General features: G+C 44.9%; 18 protein-coding genes and 1 pseudogene. 11 read left to right on the top strand and 8 right to left on the bottom strand.

Annotated elements, in window-relative coordinates; all coding sequences use genetic code 11:
• Positions 1–231 (top strand): transposase (locus L5M28_RS17730; RefSeq protein WP_263197872.1); only part of this gene is annotated, 231 nt, incomplete at its 5' end.
• Positions 232–294: 63 nt separating this feature from the next.
• Here L5M28_RS17730 and L5M28_RS17725 read toward each other — a convergent pair.
• On the bottom strand, positions 295–711 hold the full coding sequence (locus tag L5M28_RS17725) for an META domain-containing protein (RefSeq protein WP_263196701.1): 417 nt from the start codon (positions 709–711) through the stop codon (positions 295–297).
• A 72-nt stretch (positions 712–783) separates the two neighbouring features.
• Here L5M28_RS17725 and L5M28_RS17720 point away from each other — a divergent pair, with 72 nt between their 5' ends.
• The gene (locus tag L5M28_RS17720) at positions 784–1,014 is read left to right on the top strand and encodes a hypothetical protein (protein WP_263196703.1); all 231 of its coding nucleotides are present in this window, start codon (positions 784–786) and stop codon (positions 1,012–1,014) included.
• Positions 1,015–1,050: 36 nt separating this feature from the next.
• Here the strand turns inward: L5M28_RS17720 and L5M28_RS17715 are convergent, their stop codons facing one another.
• Positions 1,051–2,067 carry a GGDEF domain-containing protein gene (locus L5M28_RS17715; RefSeq protein ID WP_263196705.1) on the bottom strand — a complete coding sequence of 339 codons (1,017 nt, stop codon included), beginning with the start codon at positions 2,065–2,067 and terminating at the stop codon, positions 1,051–1,053.
• A 168-nt stretch (positions 2,068–2,235) separates the two neighbouring features.
• Here L5M28_RS17715 and L5M28_RS17710 point away from each other — a divergent pair, with 168 nt between their 5' ends.
• Both L5M28_RS17710 and L5M28_RS17705 read left to right on the top strand, forming a co-directional pair.
• Entirely contained in the window at positions 2,236–2,778 is a 543-nt protein-coding gene (locus L5M28_RS17710; RefSeq protein ID WP_263196707.1) for a GNAT family N-acetyltransferase, read from the top strand.
• A gap of 80 nt (positions 2,779–2,858) precedes the next feature.
• Positions 2,859–3,209, top strand: coding sequence for a hypothetical protein (locus L5M28_RS17705; protein ID WP_263196709.1), 351 nt, complete (start codon positions 2,859–2,861; stop codon positions 3,207–3,209).
• A 38-nt stretch (positions 3,210–3,247) separates the two neighbouring features.
• Here the strand turns inward: L5M28_RS17705 and L5M28_RS17700 are convergent, their stop codons facing one another.
• Positions 3,248–3,637 (bottom strand): GNAT family N-acetyltransferase, encoded by a 390-nt coding sequence (locus L5M28_RS17700; protein WP_263196711.1) that lies wholly within the window; start codon positions 3,635–3,637, stop codon positions 3,248–3,250.
• Positions 3,638–3,795: 158 nt separating this feature from the next.
• Between L5M28_RS17700 and L5M28_RS17695 the strand changes: the two genes are divergently transcribed.
• Complete coding sequence (locus L5M28_RS17695; protein WP_263196712.1) at positions 3,796–6,210, top strand: TonB-dependent receptor domain-containing protein; 2,415 nt, start codon at positions 3,796–3,798, stop codon at positions 6,208–6,210.
• Positions 6,211–6,326: 116 nt separating this feature from the next.
• Here the strand turns inward: L5M28_RS17695 and L5M28_RS17690 are convergent.
• From L5M28_RS17690 to metK, 3 genes and pseudogenes are all read right to left on the bottom strand, one after another.
• Positions 6,327–6,652, bottom strand: a pseudogene (locus L5M28_RS17690) (transposase); the annotation flags it as partial.
• A 77-nt stretch (positions 6,653–6,729) separates the two neighbouring features.
• On the bottom strand, positions 6,730–7,215 hold the full coding sequence (locus L5M28_RS17685) for a hypothetical protein (protein WP_263196713.1): 486 nt from the start codon (positions 7,213–7,215) through the stop codon (positions 6,730–6,732).
• A 156-nt stretch (positions 7,216–7,371) separates the two neighbouring features.
• A complete protein-coding gene (metK, locus tag L5M28_RS17680; protein WP_113939808.1) occupies positions 7,372–8,523 on the bottom strand; it encodes a methionine adenosyltransferase in 1,152 nt (383 codons plus the stop codon).
• 445 nt (positions 8,524–8,968) lie between these two features.
• On the opposite strand from metK, the gene tkt reads away from it, so the two are divergent.
• The 6 genes from tkt (at position 8,969) to nhaD (ending at position 17,338) form a co-directional block, all read left to right on the top strand.
• A complete protein-coding gene (tkt, locus tag L5M28_RS17675; RefSeq protein WP_028761630.1) occupies positions 8,969–10,963 on the top strand; it encodes a transketolase in 1,995 nt (664 codons plus the stop codon).
• A 116-nt stretch (positions 10,964–11,079) separates the two neighbouring features.
• Positions 11,080–12,096: an erythrose-4-phosphate dehydrogenase gene (gene epd / locus L5M28_RS17670; RefSeq protein ID WP_105250098.1), complete on the top strand. Its 1,017-nt coding sequence runs from the start codon at positions 11,080–11,082 to the stop codon at positions 12,094–12,096.
• A 134-nt stretch (positions 12,097–12,230) separates the two neighbouring features.
• Positions 12,231–13,406, top strand: a complete 1,176-nt coding sequence (locus L5M28_RS17665; RefSeq protein WP_263204094.1) for a phosphoglycerate kinase — start codon at positions 12,231–12,233, stop codon at positions 13,404–13,406.
• A 220-nt stretch (positions 13,407–13,626) separates the two neighbouring features.
• Positions 13,627–14,694: a class II fructose-bisphosphate aldolase gene (gene fba / locus L5M28_RS17660; protein WP_028761627.1), complete on the top strand. Its 1,068-nt coding sequence runs from the start codon at positions 13,627–13,629 to the stop codon at positions 14,692–14,694.
• Positions 14,695–14,899: 205 nt separating this feature from the next.
• Positions 14,900–15,637, top strand: coding sequence for a YdiY family protein (locus tag L5M28_RS17655; RefSeq protein WP_028761626.1), 738 nt, complete (start codon positions 14,900–14,902; stop codon positions 15,635–15,637).
• 231 nt (positions 15,638–15,868) lie between these two features.
• Entirely contained in the window at positions 15,869–17,338 is a 1,470-nt protein-coding gene (gene nhaD / locus L5M28_RS17650; protein ID WP_263204093.1) for a sodium:proton antiporter NhaD, read from the top strand.
• 193 nt (positions 17,339–17,531) lie between these two features.
• Here nhaD and L5M28_RS17645 read toward each other — a convergent pair whose 3' ends face one another.
• Positions 17,532–18,050, bottom strand: coding sequence for a hypothetical protein (locus L5M28_RS17645; RefSeq protein WP_263204092.1), 519 nt, complete (start codon positions 18,048–18,050; stop codon positions 17,532–17,534).
• 10 nt (positions 18,051–18,060) lie between these two features.
• On the bottom strand, positions 18,061–18,882 hold the full coding sequence (locus tag L5M28_RS17640) for a cytochrome C (RefSeq protein ID WP_168824862.1): 822 nt from the start codon (positions 18,880–18,882) through the stop codon (positions 18,061–18,063).
• Positions 18,883–18,957: the final 75 nt, after the last annotated feature.

Here is an 18,957-nt window from a genome sequence, read left to right as displayed (position 1 = left end):
AAGGCAATGTTGTTGTGGGATAGAGCGATGCTGTCGAGACGTTTCATCATAGAAACCATCAACGACCAGTTAAAAAATATCTCTCAAATAGAACACTCTAGACACCGCAGCGTGCATGGTTTTATGCTAAATATGATTGCCGGACTCATCGCCTATCAATTGAAAGACAATAAGCCACAACTGAACCTCACTAACGCAGAGTTTAATGCTATTACAGTTATGGCTTGTTAAACCGATCTCAGGTTAACTAAAAAACCGCCATTGGCGGTTTTTTTATGCTGACAAGTTTTATGGTTACTTCATTTGGCTTAACACTAACACTGGCTTGTCGTCGCTGTTAAGTAAGGTAAGTCGACCTTGTACTAATTTTGCTTTGGTAACTAATGGCATAGCTTGCATCACTTTGTGCTCTTGCTGCATTAGGGCATCCACGCAGGCTTTCATTGTGCTACCGGCAGGAGATAGCTTAAGCTCTTCGCCTTGCTGAGTATATTGACCGAAAAAGTTATTGCAGCTGTTGTTGCCGTGTAATTTACCTTCGGCCTCAAAGGTGATTTGCGCTGGGCTGTAATCGATAGTCGGTTGGCCTTGGACCATTTCAATGTGCCAGCGGCCTTCTAATGGAATGGTATCATTTGGGGTGATATCGGCACTTTGGCAGGCTGTGATGCCTAAGAGTAATGCACCTAAGATGAATGTTTGTTTTAACATCGTTGCGGTTCCTTTTTTCCATGATTATGGCCATAGTGTGACAAGTTTTTCGTAAGATCTAAAGGGGTTTATATGACAGGCTCATTTAAAAGTACTCTGAATTTGTTGAAGTTTTTACATTGGTTAGGTGTATTGATGCTAGTTTGTGGACTTGGGTTTTATATGTTGACGCAATGGAGTCTAGAGATAAGCGGCATGTTATTGATCTCAAGTCTGATTGGTTTAGGATTAGTCTTAATGTCGCCCTATCCTGTGGTGCTGTTTATCCAATGGGCGAAGCGCCAAGATGAGCATCCCAAGTAATTTTGTACTGCCTAATTAAGTCTAAATTTCATTAAATCAAAGCTTTGCCGAATCTGCGGCGGGATTATCGTACAAGCTTGAGTCAATGGCGGGTTCTACTGGCGTGTCTGCGGCTTGGGATACAGGTGGGCGCATTGAATCGAGTTTACCCCGTGCGAGTTCCATCATAGGTGCAAGTTTGGCGCTGGATTCTGGGGTAAAAAAACTGTAGCTCACATCGAGTTTTAGCTGATGGTTTTGTTGTTCTAGCTGCTTTTCTACTCGCTTCATAATATGTAGAACATCCCGTTCACCATCCACAAAGGCCAGTACCACAAATTGAGTGCTGTTGTAATGGGCGGCAACGTCAGCGGTTCTTATCGTATCTTGGATTAACTTGCCTAACAGTCTGTGGTGATTATTTTCGAGTGGTATTGGAGTGTTATCCGTGCTCAGTAATTCAAAGAAGATGATACCTGCATGGGCGCCAAAGCGGCGGCCTAAATTGAGCTGTCTTGGCGCCATCATCAAGAAGCCGTAATGGTTGAGCATGCCCGTTTCTTGATCGCGCATCGAAAGGGATTCAATTCTATGGTTCTGACACAGAAGGGATAATTCCTGTTGCAGTAAAATCTGAAACGGTTCGAGCATAGCGGCATTGACTAGTGGCTCTGTTATATGCGGGTTGAGTACACACAGGGCACCAAATTGGCTACCATCCGGCCAAGCGATAGGACGTGAGAGAATATACTGAATACCATCAAAATCCCTTGGTAAATCCTCTAACATAAAGCTGCCGAGGTTTTGATATAAAACATCAGGTTGGCTGTTTTGTATCTGTGTAAAAAGTTCGAGTTCTGCGGAGTACAAAGTGCCCGCGGTAAATTGTGGTGTTTCAGTGATTGCGCTGACAATGATCTCAAATCCTGCGCTGGTCTTTTGGAATATAAAAACCGTGTTAGCGTTGTAATAGCTTTTGATGAGCTCACATTGGTGCATCCAGCGAGTGAGATTCACTTGTTGATTGTCGCTATCAAGTAAACTCAAGTTGGGATTAATGGTTTCTGGCAACATACAAACGCCTAACTATGGCTAAATATCCATTAAGTTTGGGAAATAAAAGGATATTTAGCAAATCAAAGCCCTAAATATTGCCTTGTTCTTGCTGTGCCTATTAACCCAACCGAGTATACTGGCGGGCTGAAATTGGGCCAAAAGCAGAAATAATGCTGTGAGAATACTGTGAAAATTAGACTAGCCTTACCCCAAGATGTTGATTTATTAGCGATGCTAGAGAAAAAACATCTTAATGATGAATTAGCTTCCGCCAGTATGGGGTTACAAGGGCAAGCTTTTTCCCACGGTGAACTGAGCGAATTAGTGCAGCATCATTGGGTCGTAGTGGCACTGGTAGAACAGCAGATCGTCGGTTATGTGATTGCAGGCCGTTGGGGATTTTTCGAACATTGGCCCATTTACCGCACTTTGTTGAATCGTTTAGGGCAACTCGATTGGGATGGACCTAAATTAACTAAGGTCAATTCTTGCCAATACGGGCCGATATGGGTGCAGCAAGCCTACCGTGGGCAAGGGATTTTCGAGGCATTAGTCCATGAAATTCGTCGCCAAGTTGCTCCGCATTTTAGCTATATGTTGACCTTTATTGCTGAAGATAATGAACGTTCCTTTGCCGCTCACTCGGGTAAAGCGCACATGCAGGTGGTGGATTTTTTCACTGTGTCGGCGCGGGATTACTATTTAATGGCGGCAAAGACCCAAGCTTAGTTGTTCGATGATAGAAATTAAGGATTCAATCTCTACTGTGTAAATAACCCGAGTTCAGGTTAAATAACGGAGATAAATACATGCATGTACAATTTGTTGAGTCACTATTAACGGTCTATGCCGAAGTCAATTTATCGGCTTGGGACAACTTGAGATTGGTCCTATCTGAGTGCACTCACCATGAATGTGAGGCGAGGGGATTTGAAGTCGAGTTTTTATCTGACTTAGGTGCATTGCAGCATTATTGGGTACAAGTGGGGAACATTTGGCTCGATTGTGGCCGAACCAATGCCTATTCAGCGACGTTAACGCAACTGACGGATGAGCAAGTCAGCCGCGCGAATACAAAAAAGGCGCTGGAGTGCGCCATTTTATCCCAAGAGCAAATTGGTCTACTTTGCATGCAAAACGCCCATTTCGACCATTGCTAAGGGCGCTTATTCAGCCAGTTTCTCAATCGCTTTTTTGATCAATACTTCTTCATCAGAAAGATGCGCTGAGGGGTAGTGGTGACTGTGCCTATGATCTCAACCCCTTGTTTTTCATAAAACACAGGTGCTTGAATCGATAAGGTATCCACTTGAGCTACCAAGCAACCCCGCTGTTTCGCCTCAGCTTCGGCAAGTGCCATCAGTTTATGCCCAAGCCCAGAGCCTCTGGTTTGGTCATCAACCCAGACAACATTGATTAAGAAGTTTTTATAGATAGTCCGGCCACCCACACCACCAATCAACTTGCCATTTTCATCACGTGCTATGACAGTCAAAGGCACTGATTGCCCAGCATTAAATTGCCAAACGCCGTCTACCAGCGCATCCACAATCGCGATATTTTCTTCACTAATAACTTCAAAGTTCATGTCAAAAACTCTTTCTGGAATGTGATTACTTTATAAACGTAAATGTTATTTCTGTTGTATTCAACTTTTGATTGATCTCACTAATGTTAATCATTATCATTCGCGAAATCATTTATAAGTTACATTTGTAAACTAAGTTTACTAAACAGGAGAGGTTTATGTTATTTCGTCAAACTTGCTTGGCAGTTGCCATTACCGCTGTATTTACGGGTAATTTTGTCCAAGCCGAAGAGGCTCCCGACAGAAAAATGGAAGTTATGGTTGTTACTGCCTCTGGATATGAACAGAAATTGGTTGATGCACCAGCCAGTATTTCTGTTATCACCCAAGAAGATTTGATGATAAAACCTTATACCACTCTCCTAGATGCAGTGCGTGATTTGGAAGGGGTTGATATTGGTGAAACCCGTGATAAAACAGGGCAAGGTACCATCAGTCTACGCGGTATGGGATCTGACTATACCTTAATCCTTGTCGATGGTAAGCGTCAGAATAACCATGGTGATATTTATCCAAACAGTTTTGGAGGCAATCAATTTGGTCATGTACCACCACTTGATGCTATTGATCGAATTGAAGTTATTCGCGGGCCAGCATCAACGTTATACGGTGCAGATGCTCTCGGTGGTGTGGTGAACATCATCACTAAAAAAGTGGGCGACGAATGGTCTGGCTCTATCACTCACAGCCGAACTCATCAAACCAATGATGCCTATGGCGAAGATATCACTACCGATTTCAGCGTGATGGGTCCCCTCATTAAAGGCGTTCTTGGGTTATCGATTCATGGCAGTATTTATGATCGAATGGGGTCTACACCAGAGTACGCACCAGTAGATTATCCTAATGGAGAAGTACGCACTCGTTCACTCGGTTTTGGTGGTGGCGGTAAAACCGTCGATAACGAAAATCATATGTTAGGTGGGAGTTTAAGTTGGACGCTAAATGAACATCACAAAATTTGGTTTGATTTAGATTCCTCATCTCAAGATTATGATAATACGCCACTGATCAATGATAACGGTGAACGCGAGTATCCGCTTGGTACAGTTGATAATATCGATAGTCTCTGGATTGCCAGTAACTTCTGTAAAGGCGGCGTAGGTTCCCGTGAGGCTGCTTGTCTAGCCAGCGGTGGTGAATGGGCAAGACGCTCAAATCCGCGAGCGGGTTACAGCGAGACTCAAAAATTTACCCGTGATGCTTGGGCGTTAACCCATGAAGGTGCTTGGGATTTTGGTACAAGCTTTGTGTCACTATCCTATGTCGACACACAAAATAATGGCCGCACACTGCCATTTACCACTGCTGAGCGAGTATTACTACTGCAGATGATTGATGGTAAAGGGGATTACATCGGCATGACTGAAGCCGAACGTAAAGCGATTGCTGAATCCACTTTCCTGCCTAGACCTAAACGCGAAATGGCAAGTAATCAATATACGCTTGATATGAAACTCGATATTCCATTTGAAGCTGCAGGAAATCATGTCGCAGTGACGGGGGCGCAGGTGATTCGTGGTGAGTTGAAAGACGGTGTATTTGGTATGGAAGAAGGTACGCCGGGCGCAGTACAAGAACACAATATGTGGTCTGTTTTTGCTGAAGATACATGGAGCATGACTTCTGATTTATCTGTTACTGCGGGTTTACGTCATGATGATCATGAAATATTTGGCAACCAACTCAGCCCACGTCTATACGGCGTTTACACCATTAATAATGAGTGGACTGTAAAGGGTGGGGTGAGCACAGGTTTTAAAACACCTAAAACCACACAATTGTATGATGGTGTCGTTGGCTTTGGTGGCCAAGGAACCTCACCGCAATTTGGTAACCCAGATCTCGAAGCTGAAACCAGTGTGTCCAGCGAAGTCGCCCTGTATTGGTCCCATCCAGATGGCCATAATTTTAACGTCACTATCTTTAAAAATGACTTTGACGATAAGATTGCTTCACAACCCTGTGGTAAAGGTACGAGCATAGAATGTTCCGATGCGGGTGAATATGCTGATTTAGGTTATGCAGTCAGTAGCAAAACAGTCAACATAGATAAAGTTACTATTCAAGGTGCTGAGCTCGCGGGACGTTGGGAAATTCTAGATGCCTTAACGTTAAATGCTAATTATACCTACACAGATAGCGAGCAGAAAAGCGGTGCAGAGCAAGGCCGTCCACTCGGGAACAGTGCCAAGCATATGGCAAACGCGACATTAAAATGGGAGTTGACCGACTCATTTAACGTATTCTTGACCTCAGAATACCGTGCTAAACGTTATCGCTCTTGGGATATCATTAATGATGCTGCACTTTACTATAAAGGTTATGACGTGTTCCATCTTGGTGGTTCTTATCAGGCGAGTGAGTTTGTCACCTTCAACATGCGAGTAAATAACTTATTTGATAAAGATTTTACTTCATACGATATTGTCTTCACCGAATGTAGTGACACTAGCACCACTTGTGTCTCTGACGATAATGGCCAAAACGGATACACAGCATCTTACGTTGATGATTTTAATAACAAAGATAAGGCCCGTAACTTCTGGGTTGGTATGAATGTACGTTTCTAAACGAATACCCTGTGCATTAGCCATTATTTGATATTCATGGGCGATAGATAAAACTGAGAGTTACCCGTTTGATAAAGGTATCCACTATCAATTAAACAATAGGGTAACTCTCATTACTCATTACTCAGTGCACCTGCACTGTGCTGGTGAGTCCGCACTATCGAGCCATCAATAAAGACCCATTCCGTGTCGGCCATTTTCACTAAAGCTTTGAGTAAATAGGCCTGAATGTCTTTTTAGACCATAAATGAAACCCTCTAAAAACCGTACTCCAATGGCCCAACTCTTTGGGTCAATCTTGCTAAGGGGGGCCTGCTAGAAGGCGGTAAAGAATGCCTTCGAATGTTTATCTATGTTCAGGTTTATCATAAACACGGCCTGTGCTGTTCATTAAATGAAATAGCGTTTCCCTGCGTGCATTGGTTAGTATCAATCTTGGCATGCTCTCTAAAAATCATTCTCGAAAGCTCAATAGACCCTAGATGAAGTCAGAAAAATTAAAGGTGCTAGCGTATAAGCCTACAGAATGAGCCATTGCCCGTTTGGGTAAGTACCAATATAACCAAAGGGGATTCTTCCACAGAGATACCAAGATAGGCGTTCACTCGTAAAGGCTGAAAGTTTAACGTCAGCTAGGAGCAGTGTTGCGAGCGTATTAGCGTCATCGGATGTCTGCGCGCATATTTCTGCAACGGGAATAATTTTCCAAGTGGAGAGGTAAGCTGACTTAGCAATTTCATCGACTTCGCTGTCAGAAATCCAAGCATGCACATCATTTACTACTGCCTTTGTTTTTAACGAATTTGCCAAGTCATGATCTGTTACACACAGGCTTTCATAGTGGATTTCGTAAGGTGTTTCAAAAAAGGCTTCAGGATCGGATTCAAGAAAAGCGGCGATCTCCTCTAATGTGCCGTATGTCTTTGCTGTTTCCTCTGGCAGACCTACGTTGGCTGCCCATGCACAAGATTGAAGTTGCTGTAATAAGATGGCGTTATCGGTCATGGGGTCTGTGCACTCTAATGGTCTGTGTATATGCTGCTTTTTATCTTGCCATATTTGTCTTAGCACTATTAATCTAACTAAATGTCAGACATAAAAAAACCGCTGGGTAGCGGTTTTTTTATGGGTCTTAAGTGTAAAAATTGAAATGAATTAAGACTATAGACCCGCGTCAGCACGTAATATTTCGGCTTTATCAGTCGCTTCCCATGGGAATTCGCTGCGACCAAAGTGGCCATAAGCGGCGGTCGCTTGATAAATTGGACGTGCTAAATCTAGCATGGCCGTTAAACCGTATGGGCGCAGTTCAAAGTGTTGACGGACTAACTTGATCAGCACTTCTTCAGACACCTTACCAGTACCGAAGGTCTCGATGCTGATAGAGGTCGGCTCTGCCACACCAATAGCGTAAGACACTTGGATTTCACAGCGATCAGCAAGACCTGCTGCAACTATGTTTTTTGCCACATAACGGGCAGCGTATGCTGCGCTACGGTCCACTTTTGATGGATCTTTACCAGAGAATGCGCCACCACCATGACGGGCCATGCCGCCGTAGGTGTCAACGATGATCTTACGACCCGTTAAGCCGCAATCGCCTACTGGACCACCGATAACAAAACGGCCAGTTGGGTTGATAAAGAACTTAGTATCTTTGTTTAACCATTGAGCCGGTAATACTGGCTTGATAATGGTTTCCATCACGCCTTCAATTAAGTCGGCTTGTGAAACGTCATCTCTGTGCTGAGTCGATAACACAACTGCATCGATACCGATAATTTTGCCATCATCATAGGCAAAAGTGACTTGGCTTTTCGCATCTGGGCGTAACCAAGGTAGCGTGCCATTTTTACGCACTTCAGACTGACGTTTCACTAATGCGTGAGCATAGGTGATAGGTGCAGGCATCAGAATGTCGGTTTCGTTGTTGGCATAGCCAAACATTAACCCTTGATCGCCAGCACCTTGCTCTGCAGGGTCTGCGCGGTCTACACCTTGATTAATGTCGGGTGATTGCTTACCAATGGCGTTTAATACTGCGCACGAGTCTGCATCAAACCCCATATCTGAATGGGTATAACCAATTTCACGCACCGTTTTACGGGTGATTTCTTCAATATCAACCCAGGCAGAGGTAGTGACTTCACCACCCACTAATACCATGCCGGTTTTGACATAAGTTTCACACGCTACGCGTGCTTTTGGATCTTGAGCCAGAATTGCATCTAGCACAGCATCAGAAATCTGATCTGCAATCTTATCGGGATGACCTTCTGAGACCGACTCAGAAGTAAACAAGTGCTTTGCCATAGTAGGAAAATCTCGTCGTTAGCATTCAAACGTGTAGAAGCATCTACATCTAGACGGCTATTTTAGTTTAAATCCGATTGCCGATCACCCCCGATAATAAAAAATCCTCTCAGATTGTGACCTGAAAACGACTACGCTCAGTCATAAATAGGTTATTTTACTTATATTTCATAGCATTAAGTTTACTATGTTTTTGAGAAATTTATTTCTCTATTACAAGTGATCCTTGCTATGCCCTCTTAAGTAAACGCCAGTAGAGTGACTGGCTTGTTTCTGCGACTTGTATACTCAAGCGACCTAAATCCTGCATCTTCAGGTTGTTTGGGTACATATTCGCCCATCTTTTGCTGAGTGAATGGTAATTTTAGTTTGCGTCACACTGGCATGTAGGGGAAAATATGCATCCAAATTGCCCGCTAGACCCCACAAACAAGCAGGAGAGAGCATGTCTTCCCGTAAAGTACTCGCAAACGCAATCCGTGCGTTAAGTATGGATGCAGTTCAAAAAGCAAATTCAGGCCATCCCGGCGCCCCAATGGGTATGGCAGATATTGCTGAAGTGCTGTGGAATGATTTCCTTAAGCACAACCCGAACAATCCGAAATGGGTAGATAGAGATCGTTTTATCCTCTCTAACGGTCACGGTTCAATGCTGATTTACTCTTTACTTCACCTGACTGGTTATGAATTACCAATTGAAGAGCTAAAACAGTTCCGTCAATTGCATTCTAAAACCCCGGGTCACCCAGAATACGGTTACACCCCAGGTGTTGAAACCACAACGGGTCCACTCGGTGCGGGCATAAGCAACGCTGTCGGTATGGCGATTGCTGAGAAAACCTTAGCGGCACAGTTTAACCGTGATGGTCACGATATCGTTGATCACTACACTTACTGTTTCCTCGGCGATGGCTGTTTGATGGAAGGTATTTCCCACGAAGCCTGTTCATTAGCCGGTACTTTAGGCTTAGGTAAACTGGTCGCATTTTGGGATGATAACGGTATTTCTATCGATGGCCATGTTGAAGGCTGGTTCACCGATGATACGCCAAAACGTTTTGAAGCTTACGGCTGGCATGTGATTGCCGGTGTCGACGGTCACGATAGCGCGGCAATCCGTGCTGCTATCGAAGCGGCTAAAGCCGTTACCGATAAACCAACAATGATTTGCTGCAAAACCATTATCGGTTTTGGTTCACCCAACAAATCAGGCAGCCACGATTGCCACGGCGCGCCATTAGGCGATGCGGAAATCGCAGCAGCCCGTGAATTCCTTGGCTGGCCACATGCGCCATTCGAAATCCCTGCTGACGTTTATGCGGGTTGGGATGCCAAAGAAGCCGGTGCTGCCCGTGAAGCAGCGTGGAACGAGAAGTTTGCAGCTTATCGCGCTGCTCACCCAGAACTGGCTGCTGAATACGAGCGCCGTGTACTGAAAGGTGAATTACCTGCTGATTTCGAAGAAAAAGCGCAGGCATTCGTGCAAGCATCACAGGACAAAGCCGAAGGTATTGCGAGCCGTAAAGCCTCACAAAATGCTATCGGTGCATTTGGCGCTATGTTGCCTGAACTGTTAGGCGGCTCTGCTGACTTAGCGGGTTCTAACTTGACACTGTGGTCAGGTTCTAAAGGTATTCAAGACGATCCAGCTGGTAACTACATTTACTACGGCGTGCGTGAATTCGGCATGAGCGGCATTATGAACGGTGCTTCGCTGCATGGTGGTTTCATCAACTACGGCGCAACGTTCATGATGTTCATGGAATATGCTCGTAACGCAGTTCGTATGTCGGCGCTGATGGGCATTCAAAACATCTTCGTTTATACCCATGACTCTATCGGTCAAGGTGAAGATGGCCCAACGCATCAGCCAGTTGAGCAATTAGCTAACCTGCGTATGACGCCAAATATGGCCGTATGGCGTCCATGTGATGCTGCAGAAACGGCAGTTTCTTGGAAAGCTGCGATTGAGCGCCGTAATGCACCTACGTCACTGATCTTCAGCCGTCAAAACCTGAAAGCTCAAGCGCGTACCGCTGAGCAATTAGCTAATGTGGCTAAAGGTGCTTATGTACTGCAAGACTGTGCGGGTACACCAGAACTGATCCTGATCGCAACTGGTAGCGAAGTACAATTGGCAATGGATGCAGCCGCTGCACTGACTGAGCAAGGTAAACACGTTCGCGTAGTCTCTATGCCATCGACAACTGAGTTCGATAAGCAAGATGCTGCTTATAAAGAATCTGTATTACCACGTGCTGTGACTAAACGTGTGGCTATTGAAGCGGCGCATACCGATTTCTGGTACAAGTACGTCGGGTTTGAAGGCACTGTTGTGGGCATGACCACATTTGGTGAGTCTGCGCCGGGTAACGTGCTATTGAATCACTTCGGTTTCACCGTTGAAAATGTGCTGAATGCTGCAAAATCATTGGGCTAATCGCTCAAGGGATTAGATTCAATACAAAAGGTTAAACTTTTTAAGTGTTAATCTGTATAATGCGGCCTGCAATCGTTTGCAGGCCGTTTTTGTATTAAGAGGAAATTGAGACCTCAATGATCCGAGTCGCTATCAATGGTTATGGCCGTATCGGCCGCTCTATTCTCCGAGCTTTATATGAGTCTGGAAAACGGCAGCAAATGCAGATTGTCGCGATTAATGAATTAGCTAAACCTGAAGCCATTATTCATCTGACCCAGTACGACACCACCCACGGTCGGTTTGCGCATAAAGTGAAGCTCGTCGATGATCATATGCTGATTGGCGACGATGCGATAAAAATTCTCCACGAGCCCGATCCGGCAAAACTCCCTTGGCACGAGATGGACATAGATATTGTCTATGAAGCCACAGGCGTATTAGTCGATCGTCAAAGCTGCGAAGCCCATATTCACGCCGGCGCTAAACAAGTGCTGATAAGTCATCCATCCTCAGCCGATGTCGATGGCACTATCGTCTATGGTGTAAACCACGATTTACTCCGCGCCGAACACACTGTGGTGTCCAACGCTTCTTGCACCACAAACTGTATCGTGCCTGTGATCGATGTGCTCGATCGCCACTTCGGCGTTAAAAGCGGTGCCATTACCACTATCCATTCGGCGATGAATGATCAGCAAGTGATTGATGCTTATCATGATGATTTGCGTCGTACCCGCGCTGCTGGTCAATCGATTATCCCTGTCGACACTAAACTTGCCCGCGGTATTGAGCGGATCTTGCCACACATGAAAAATAAGTTTGAAGCGATTTCGGTGCGCGTGCCCACCATCAACGTGACCGCCATCGATTTGTCCGTGACCTTAGAAAAAACCGTCGATATTGCCACAGTCAATCAGGTGCTGGAATCAGCCGCCAATGGGCGATTTAACGGCATCTTAGGCTATACTGATGAGCCCTTAGTCTCATGTGATTTCAACCATGATCCGCGCTCCAGTATTGTCGATGGTACCCAGACCCGTGTGAGCGCCGGTCAGTTGGTGAAGTTACTCCTGTGGTGCGATAACGAGTGGGGTTTTGCCAATCGTATGTTAGATACGAGTTTGGCGATGATTGCGGCCAAGCGAGGCTGATAAAAGTAGATTATTCACTTGTGGGTCACTGAATTTATGTCAATTCGACGGGATGTCGAACGCCGAGCGGCAGTCAATTCATACCGGCTATGTGTGAAACAGTTTGTTTTTTGATTATAAAAGGAAGCGTTACCATGGCAATTATCAATATGTCAGATCTGGATCTACAAGGTAAGCGCGTGCTTATCCGCGAAGATCTCAATGTCCCTGTCAGCAACGGCGTCGTCACCAGTGACGCACGTCTGCGCGCCTCTCTACCGACTATCGAGTTGGCCCTTGAAAAAGGTGCGGCTGTGATGGTGATGTCGCATTTAGGTCGTCCGACCGAAGGCGAATACAATGCTGAATATTCTATGCAACCTGTGGTCGATTATTTGGCAAAAGCCCTGTCTTGTCCTGTGCGTTTAGCGACGGATTATTTAGATGGCGTTGACGTTGCCGTGGGTGAAGTGGTTGTGTTCGAAAACGTGCGTTTCAACGTGGGTGAAGGTAAGAACAACGAAGCCTTATCGAAAAAAATGGCAGCGCTGTGTGATGTCTATGTGATGGACGCCTTCGGTACTGCACATCGTGCCCAAGCATCGACCCATGGCGTGGGCATGTTTGCCCCAATCGCCTGTGCCGGTCCATTACTGGCACAAGAATTAGATGCCTTAGGCAAGGCATTAGATAATCCTGCGCGTCCTATGGTGGCGATTGTCGGTGGCTCTAAAGTGTCGACTAAGCTGACCGTGCTAGAAAGTCTTTCAGGCATAGTCGATCAGTTAGTGGTTGGCGGCGGTATTGCCAATACTTTCATTGCGGCGGCGGGCTACAATGTCGGTAAATCGCTGTATGAAGCGGATTTGATCGACGAAGCTAAGCGTTTAGTGGCTAATGCTAAGAGCCGTGGCGCCGATATTCCTGTGCCGACCGATGTGGTCGTTGCGGGCGAGTTTAGCCCAACTGCTGTGGCAACTTTAAAATCGGTTAGCGAAGTCGCTGATGGCGAAATGATTTTCGATATTGGTCCAGATAGCGCTGAAGCACTGGCTAAAATCATCGAATCTGCAGGCACTATCGTATGGAACGGCCCTGTGGGCGTGTTCGAATTCGACCAATTCGGTGAAGGTACTAAGCGTATCGCCCAAGCGATTGCTGATTCAAAAGCGTTCTCTATCGCAGGCGGTGGTGACACTTTGGCTGCGGTTGATAAGTACGGCATTGCCGATAAAGTGTCTTACATTTCGACTGGCGGCGGTGCTTTCCTCGAGTTCCTCGAAGGTAAAGAATTACCGGCTGTGGCTATGTTAGAAAAGCGCGGCGCTTAATATTAAGTTTTAAAAAACGCGGCGCATAAGACGCCGCGATAAGCTCTGATAACATCAAAGCTTTGATAAAAAGTAAAAATTATAAAAAACCGCCCGTATTCATCTAAGGTACTTAATTTAAGTTGTTTATTTAAGGTACAGAGTTGAATGCGGGTATAAAAATCCATCCAAACGATAGCGACCTCGGTGATAGATATCACCCTATTATTGGAGTTAAAAAATGGCGTTAATTTCCCTACGACAACTACTTGATCACGCAGCAGAACATGGATACGGTGTGCCTGCGTTTAACGTTAACAACTTAGAGCAGATGCGTGCCATCATGCAGGCCGCTGAAGCAACAGACAGCCCTGTGATAGTGCAAGCTTCTGCTGGCGCGCGTAAATACGCTCGCCCACAGTTCTTAAAATATTTGATGGCAGCGGCTCTTGAACAGTACCCAGATATTCCTGTGTGTATTCACCAAGACCACGGTACCGATCCTGATATTTGTCAGCGTTCTATTCAATTAGGCATGTCATCAGTCATGATGGACGGTTCTTTGATGGCTGACGGCAAAACGCCTGCATCGTACGAGTACAACGTTGATGTTACCCGTCGTACAGTGGCATTTGCCCATGCGTGTGGTGTGTCAGTTGAAGGTGAAATCGGCTGTTTAGGCAGCTTAGAAACTGGCCAAGCTGGCGAAGAAGATGGTGTTGGTGCATCAGGTATTTTAAGTCATGATCAAATGCTGACTAGCCCTGAAGAAGCGGCGCGTTTCGTTGCCGATACCCATGTTGATGCACTCGCGATTGCTATCGGTACTAGCCATGGTGCATATAAGTTCAGTCGTAAACCGACGGGCGATGTACTGCGTATCGACCGCATCAAAGAAATTCATGCGCGTATTCCTAATACTCACTTAGTGATGCACGGGTCATCTTCTGTGCCACAAGAGTGGCTAAAGATCATCAACCAATATGGTGGTCAGATCCCAGAAACCTACGGTGTGCCATTAGAAGAAATCGTAGAAGGTATCAAACACGGTGTACGTAAAGTCAACATTGATACCGACTTACGTTTAGCATCAACGGGTGCTGTTCGTAAATTCCTAGCTGAACACCCAAGTGAATTTGATCCACGTAAATTCTTGAAAGCATCAATGGAAGCCATGGCCGATATCTGTACGGTTCGCTATGAAGCTTTCGGCTGTGCAGGTCAAGCATCTAAGATTAAGCCATTGTCTTTACAAGCAATGTATAAAGCGTATCAGTCTGGCGCGTTAGATCCTAAGATCAATATGTAAGCATTATCACTGAGATAAAAACCCGCTAAGGCGGGTTTTTTTATACTTTAAATAGCTGCAATTTTCATTTTTTAATCGTAAATGTTAATATCGCGCAGATTTTCAGGGGAAAATACTAACCCTTATTAATATGTGCTTATTCAGCATCGCTGGGACGAACAGATATTTATAGGGATTGGATTTAACGGAACAGGAACGGATAAACATGAAGAAAGTACTGACCGCAGCACTATTAATGACGGCACCTTTTATGGCGACAGCTGGGGCCGATTTTGTAAAAGGCGATGAGACATTCGCAGGTGAAGCTGAGCTTGGTGCAACCTTAACCACAGGTAACACTGAAACCTCATCATTCAAAGGACGTTTAAATCTTAAGCATGAGCTTGGCGATTGGGAGAATCAGTACTTACTCGAAGGTTTATATAAAGAGGATACAGGTTCTGTTACCGCGAAACGCTATTTAGCGGGCGCACAAGGTAACTACAAGATGACAGATCGTAGCTACTTGTTTGCTAACGGTAATTATGAAGTTGATCCGTTCACAGGTTATGATTACACGCTATCTGGCGCAGCGGGTTATGGTTATAGATTCTATGATACTAGTAAGACCTTTTTAGATGTCGAAGTCGGTCCAGGTTATATCTATCAGCGTCTTGACACAGAGCAAGCACTTATCGAAGGCCATGACACCAATGACAGCGTCGTCGCTCACGGCGTGATCAACTTTGAAACCGAAATCACTGACACCTCTAAATTCCAACAACGTTTCGTTGCCGATTACGGTGATAAGCTCGATGCCCGTTCTGAAACTTCGTTAACGGCGAATATTATCGGCGCATTAGCAATGAAGTTTGCCATTATTGTGCGTTACAACAGCGAGCCGTTGGATAATAAGAAAAGTACAGATACAGAAACCAATATGACCTTGTTATATTCCTTCTAATGCTGTGATGCTGATTAGAAACTAAAAAGCACCTTTGAGGTGCTTTTTTATTGGCTCTTTTTAGACTAAGTTAAATATTTCTTTATTAGTTATCGCTGTAGTTATACAAAAATTAATGTTTTAAACGCCTTTGGTTATAGGGTAATGCATAGAAAGTTGCGTTTTATCAACATTTACTATGCCGAAGCTATGGTAATTTTCGACTAATTTCCTACGTAGAGATGAACTTTAATGAAATTACAGCGGTTGTTTAAAGGCAGTGGAATGGCGTTATGGAGTCTATTCTGCGTTGCAATATTGAGCGGATTCTCACCTGCAGCATGGGCTATGACAGAAAGGATAGAACGGCTTAATTTAACCGCCTCGAGTGTGGGTTATGTTGCTGTCTTTGTGTTTGTACTTGCATACATAATGGTGATGGCTGAGGAGTCGTTACATTTACGCAAGTCGAAACCTGTGCTGGTCGCGGCAGGGATTATCTGGGGCATGATAGGTTTTGTGTATGTACAAAATGGTATGTCTGAAGTGTCGGAAGCGGCATTCAAACATAACTTGCTTGAATATGCTGAGCTTCTACTCTTCTTACTTGTGGCGATGACTTATATCAATGCTATGGAAGAGCGAAATTTGTTTGATGCCATTCGTGGTTGGCTTGTCGGCCGTGGTTTTAGTCTAAGAACCGTATTTTGGTTGACAGGGTTTATGGCGTTCTTTATCTCACCCGTGGCAGATAATTTAACGACTGCGCTATTGATGTGTGCCGTGGTGATGAAGGTGGGGGCAGGGCAACGCAAGTTTATCACCCTAGCCTGTATCAACATTGTTGTTGCGGCTAATGCGGGTGGTGCGTTTAGTCCGTTTGGTGATATCACGACCTTAATGGTGTGGCAAAAAGGATTAGTGCACTTTAGCGATTTCTTCCATCTGTTTATTCCTGCTTTAGTGAACTTTGCATTACCCGCTGCCATTATGAGTGTGTTTATTCCACATTTCGTGCCAGAGCCAGAAAAAGAGCATGTTTATACTAAGCCGGGTGCTAAGCGAATTGTTGCGTTGTTTTTACTCACAATCGCTACGGCAGTGTGTGCTCATTCCTTCTTAGGTATGCCGCCTGTATTGGGTATGATGACGGGATTAGGTTTCTTACAATTCTTTGGTTTTTATCTGCGTAAAACCTTCAATCGTTCCGTTGCCCGCGAACGTGCAAAGGCTGAATTGCGTCAGGACGAGCAGCGTCTGCAGCAACTTGGTAGTGTGGTGCCCTTCGATGTGTTTAGCAGGATCTCCCGCGCTGAATGGGATACCCTGTTGTTCTTTTATGGTGTAGTGCTATGTGTGGGTGGCCTTGGCTTTATGGGGTACTTGAGCTTAGTATCTGAGGCTTTGTATTCCAATTGGGATACGACTTATGCCAACGTGGCTATCGGTCTGTTGTCTTCTGTTGTTGATAATATTCCGGTGATGTTTGCTGTGTTGACGATGAACCCTGAGATGGCCTTAGGCCAATGGTTACTGGTAACGTTAACCGCAGGAGTTGGGGGCAGTTTATTGTCAATTGGCAGTGCTGCAGGGGTCGCGTTAATGGGACAAGCTAGGGGGATTTACACCTTTGGTGCCCATTTGCGTTGGACACCTGTCATTGCGCTGGGTTATATCGCGAGCATTTTAGTACATATGTGGCTCAATGCTGCGATGTTCTAAATAAAAGTACTGCTCATTCATCTTTTGGGCTGTATTGACGTTTGTGAGTCGTTTTGTAGCGGATAATATCGCGAATTATTTAGCGAACAACATCTAGCTAACAAAATTCAATCGCATAACGTCTAGATATCAATGAATAAAATAGAGGCATCCGATGGATGCCTCTATTTGTTTGGATATGTCATTGGAAGGATTATTGCGGTAGCACTTGAATTAAATCCAGCTCGTTATTGGCTTTTGCGCCGTAGATCTGAATCGCGACTTTAATTTGTGCCACTGAACCAGTTGGATCCTGCTGAGCCCAATCTAAGCCTGCTATCTCAAATTGATATTGACCGCTTGTGACTTCGGTTAATTTACCGCTGCATTCTCCAAGACTTTGGCAACGATAATTTTGGGTAACATGCCAGTGTTTCCATGCCTTCGGATTCGAGGATTCCTTGGCTTTGTCGGGGAACCCAAAATAGTAAATATCATAGGTTTTTGCCGCAGTGATCGCTTCTTGTTGCGCATCCGTCAGTGAAAATTGAATTGTCCCTGTACTCGAGTCAAATTGCTCAAGCTTGAGATTTATCTGCGTTGCTTCATCAATGTTTACTGCATTTTCGACGGGAGGTGGCTGCGGAGTTTCTGGCTCAGTGTTATTGCTGTCACTGCCACATCCTACGAGCATTAATGTCGCGAGGGTCAATGTGAGTAATGGGTATTTCATCACAGTCTCCTTAATTGAAATGCCCTGTATGGCAAGTGGTGCATTCCATGTCTGTTTTTACACTTGCCGCAGAGCCTAGTGTGCTAGTACTACCGTGACAAGTTTGGCAATCTTGTGCATCTGGTGTTGGTTTACTACCAACAAGGGCGCCGATATTCTCCCCTTGATAGGCACGATTTAATACATCGACTAAGTAATAAGCCATAGACGCGGATAAGCGGTAACAGCGTTCACCTTTTTTCGCGAATGGTAAGCCAGAAGCCTTTGACCAGTTACTGATAGATGAGTGACATAACACGCTCTTGGCTTTTGATGAACTGCCCACAAGAGCCGTTTTTTCTGCTGTCGAGCCAATACCAGTAACAAATTCAGGTGAAGATAAAGGGAGCGTTGTATTTTCGTAGTAGCGGAAGGTATTAGCTATCACGGCGTTATTGTGACCATTAATGTCATCTAAAATATTCACTAACATGCCTATCGCATTAAGATTACCGCAGAGCGTGCCTTGACCCGTTACCCCTGCAAAACCATAGGCGGCTAATGCCGTTGGGATTGTTTTGAACTTGTCTGCATCGGCACTATTTGATTGGGCTAGCATAGTCACAACGGCATGAAAAACTTGGTGCATACAACCTCCACCCGTTTCATAGGCCAGTTTTGCTGTTGCCATTGCATCAAGTGGAACGTATTTAAGTTTCTCACCTATCGCTAATTGATATTGACCATCGGCATTCGTTGCCGCGAGAACCGATGTTCCCATGAGTGTTGCACCTGCCGCAGCGGTGCTAATACCAATAATACGGGTTAATGCTTGACGTCTATTTATGCTCATTATGTATTTCCTCTATGTAGGATTACTTCTATTTATCAAATGCTAAAGATAAATTGATGGCGTAAATTCTAAGCA

The sequence above is a fragment of the Shewanella sp. SW32 genome, assembly GCF_025653365.1.
GTDB classification, from domain to species: domain Bacteria; phylum Pseudomonadota; class Gammaproteobacteria; order Enterobacterales; family Shewanellaceae; genus Shewanella; species Shewanella oncorhynchi.
Note: the sequence above shows the minus strand (reverse complement) of the source record. Positions and strands in the feature narration are given on the sequence as shown.

Coding starts and splice junctions, on each gene's coding strand:
- L5M28_RS17640 (WP_168824862.1), bottom strand. CDS start 18,882: ATGAGCATAAATAGACGTCAAGCATTAACCCGTATTATTGGTATTAGC.
- fba (WP_028761627.1), top strand. CDS start 13,627: ATGGCGTTAATTTCCCTACGACAACTACTTGATCACGCAGCAGAACAT.
- L5M28_RS17665 (WP_263204094.1), top strand. CDS start 12,231: ATGGCAATTATCAATATGTCAGATCTGGATCTACAAGGTAAGCGCGTG.
- L5M28_RS17645 (WP_263204092.1), bottom strand. CDS start 18,050: ATGAAATACCCATTACTCACATTGACCCTCGCGACATTAATGCTCGTA.
- L5M28_RS17725 (WP_263196701.1), bottom strand. CDS start 711: ATGTTAAAACAAACATTCATCTTAGGTGCATTACTCTTAGGCATCACA.
- L5M28_RS17705 (WP_263196709.1), top strand. CDS start 2,859: ATGCATGTACAATTTGTTGAGTCACTATTAACGGTCTATGCCGAAGTC.
- L5M28_RS17720 (WP_263196703.1), top strand. CDS start 784: ATGACAGGCTCATTTAAAAGTACTCTGAATTTGTTGAAGTTTTTACAT.
- L5M28_RS17695 (WP_263196712.1), top strand. CDS start 3,796: ATGTTATTTCGTCAAACTTGCTTGGCAGTTGCCATTACCGCTGTATTT.
- L5M28_RS17715 (WP_263196705.1), bottom strand. CDS start 2,067: ATGTTGCCAGAAACCATTAATCCCAACTTGAGTTTACTTGATAGCGAC.
- metK (WP_113939808.1), bottom strand. CDS start 8,523: ATGGCAAAGCACTTGTTTACTTCTGAGTCGGTCTCAGAAGGTCATCCC.
- epd (WP_105250098.1), top strand. CDS start 11,080: ATGATCCGAGTCGCTATCAATGGTTATGGCCGTATCGGCCGCTCTATT.
- tkt (WP_028761630.1), top strand. CDS start 8,969: ATGTCTTCCCGTAAAGTACTCGCAAACGCAATCCGTGCGTTAAGTATG.
- L5M28_RS17655 (WP_028761626.1), top strand. CDS start 14,900: ATGAAGAAAGTACTGACCGCAGCACTATTAATGACGGCACCTTTTATG.
- L5M28_RS17700 (WP_263196711.1), bottom strand. CDS start 3,637: ATGAACTTTGAAGTTATTAGTGAAGAAAATATCGCGATTGTGGATGCG.
- L5M28_RS17685 (WP_263196713.1), bottom strand. CDS start 7,215: ATGACCGATAACGCCATCTTATTACAGCAACTTCAATCTTGTGCATGG.
- nhaD (WP_263204093.1), top strand. CDS start 15,869: ATGAAATTACAGCGGTTGTTTAAAGGCAGTGGAATGGCGTTATGGAGT.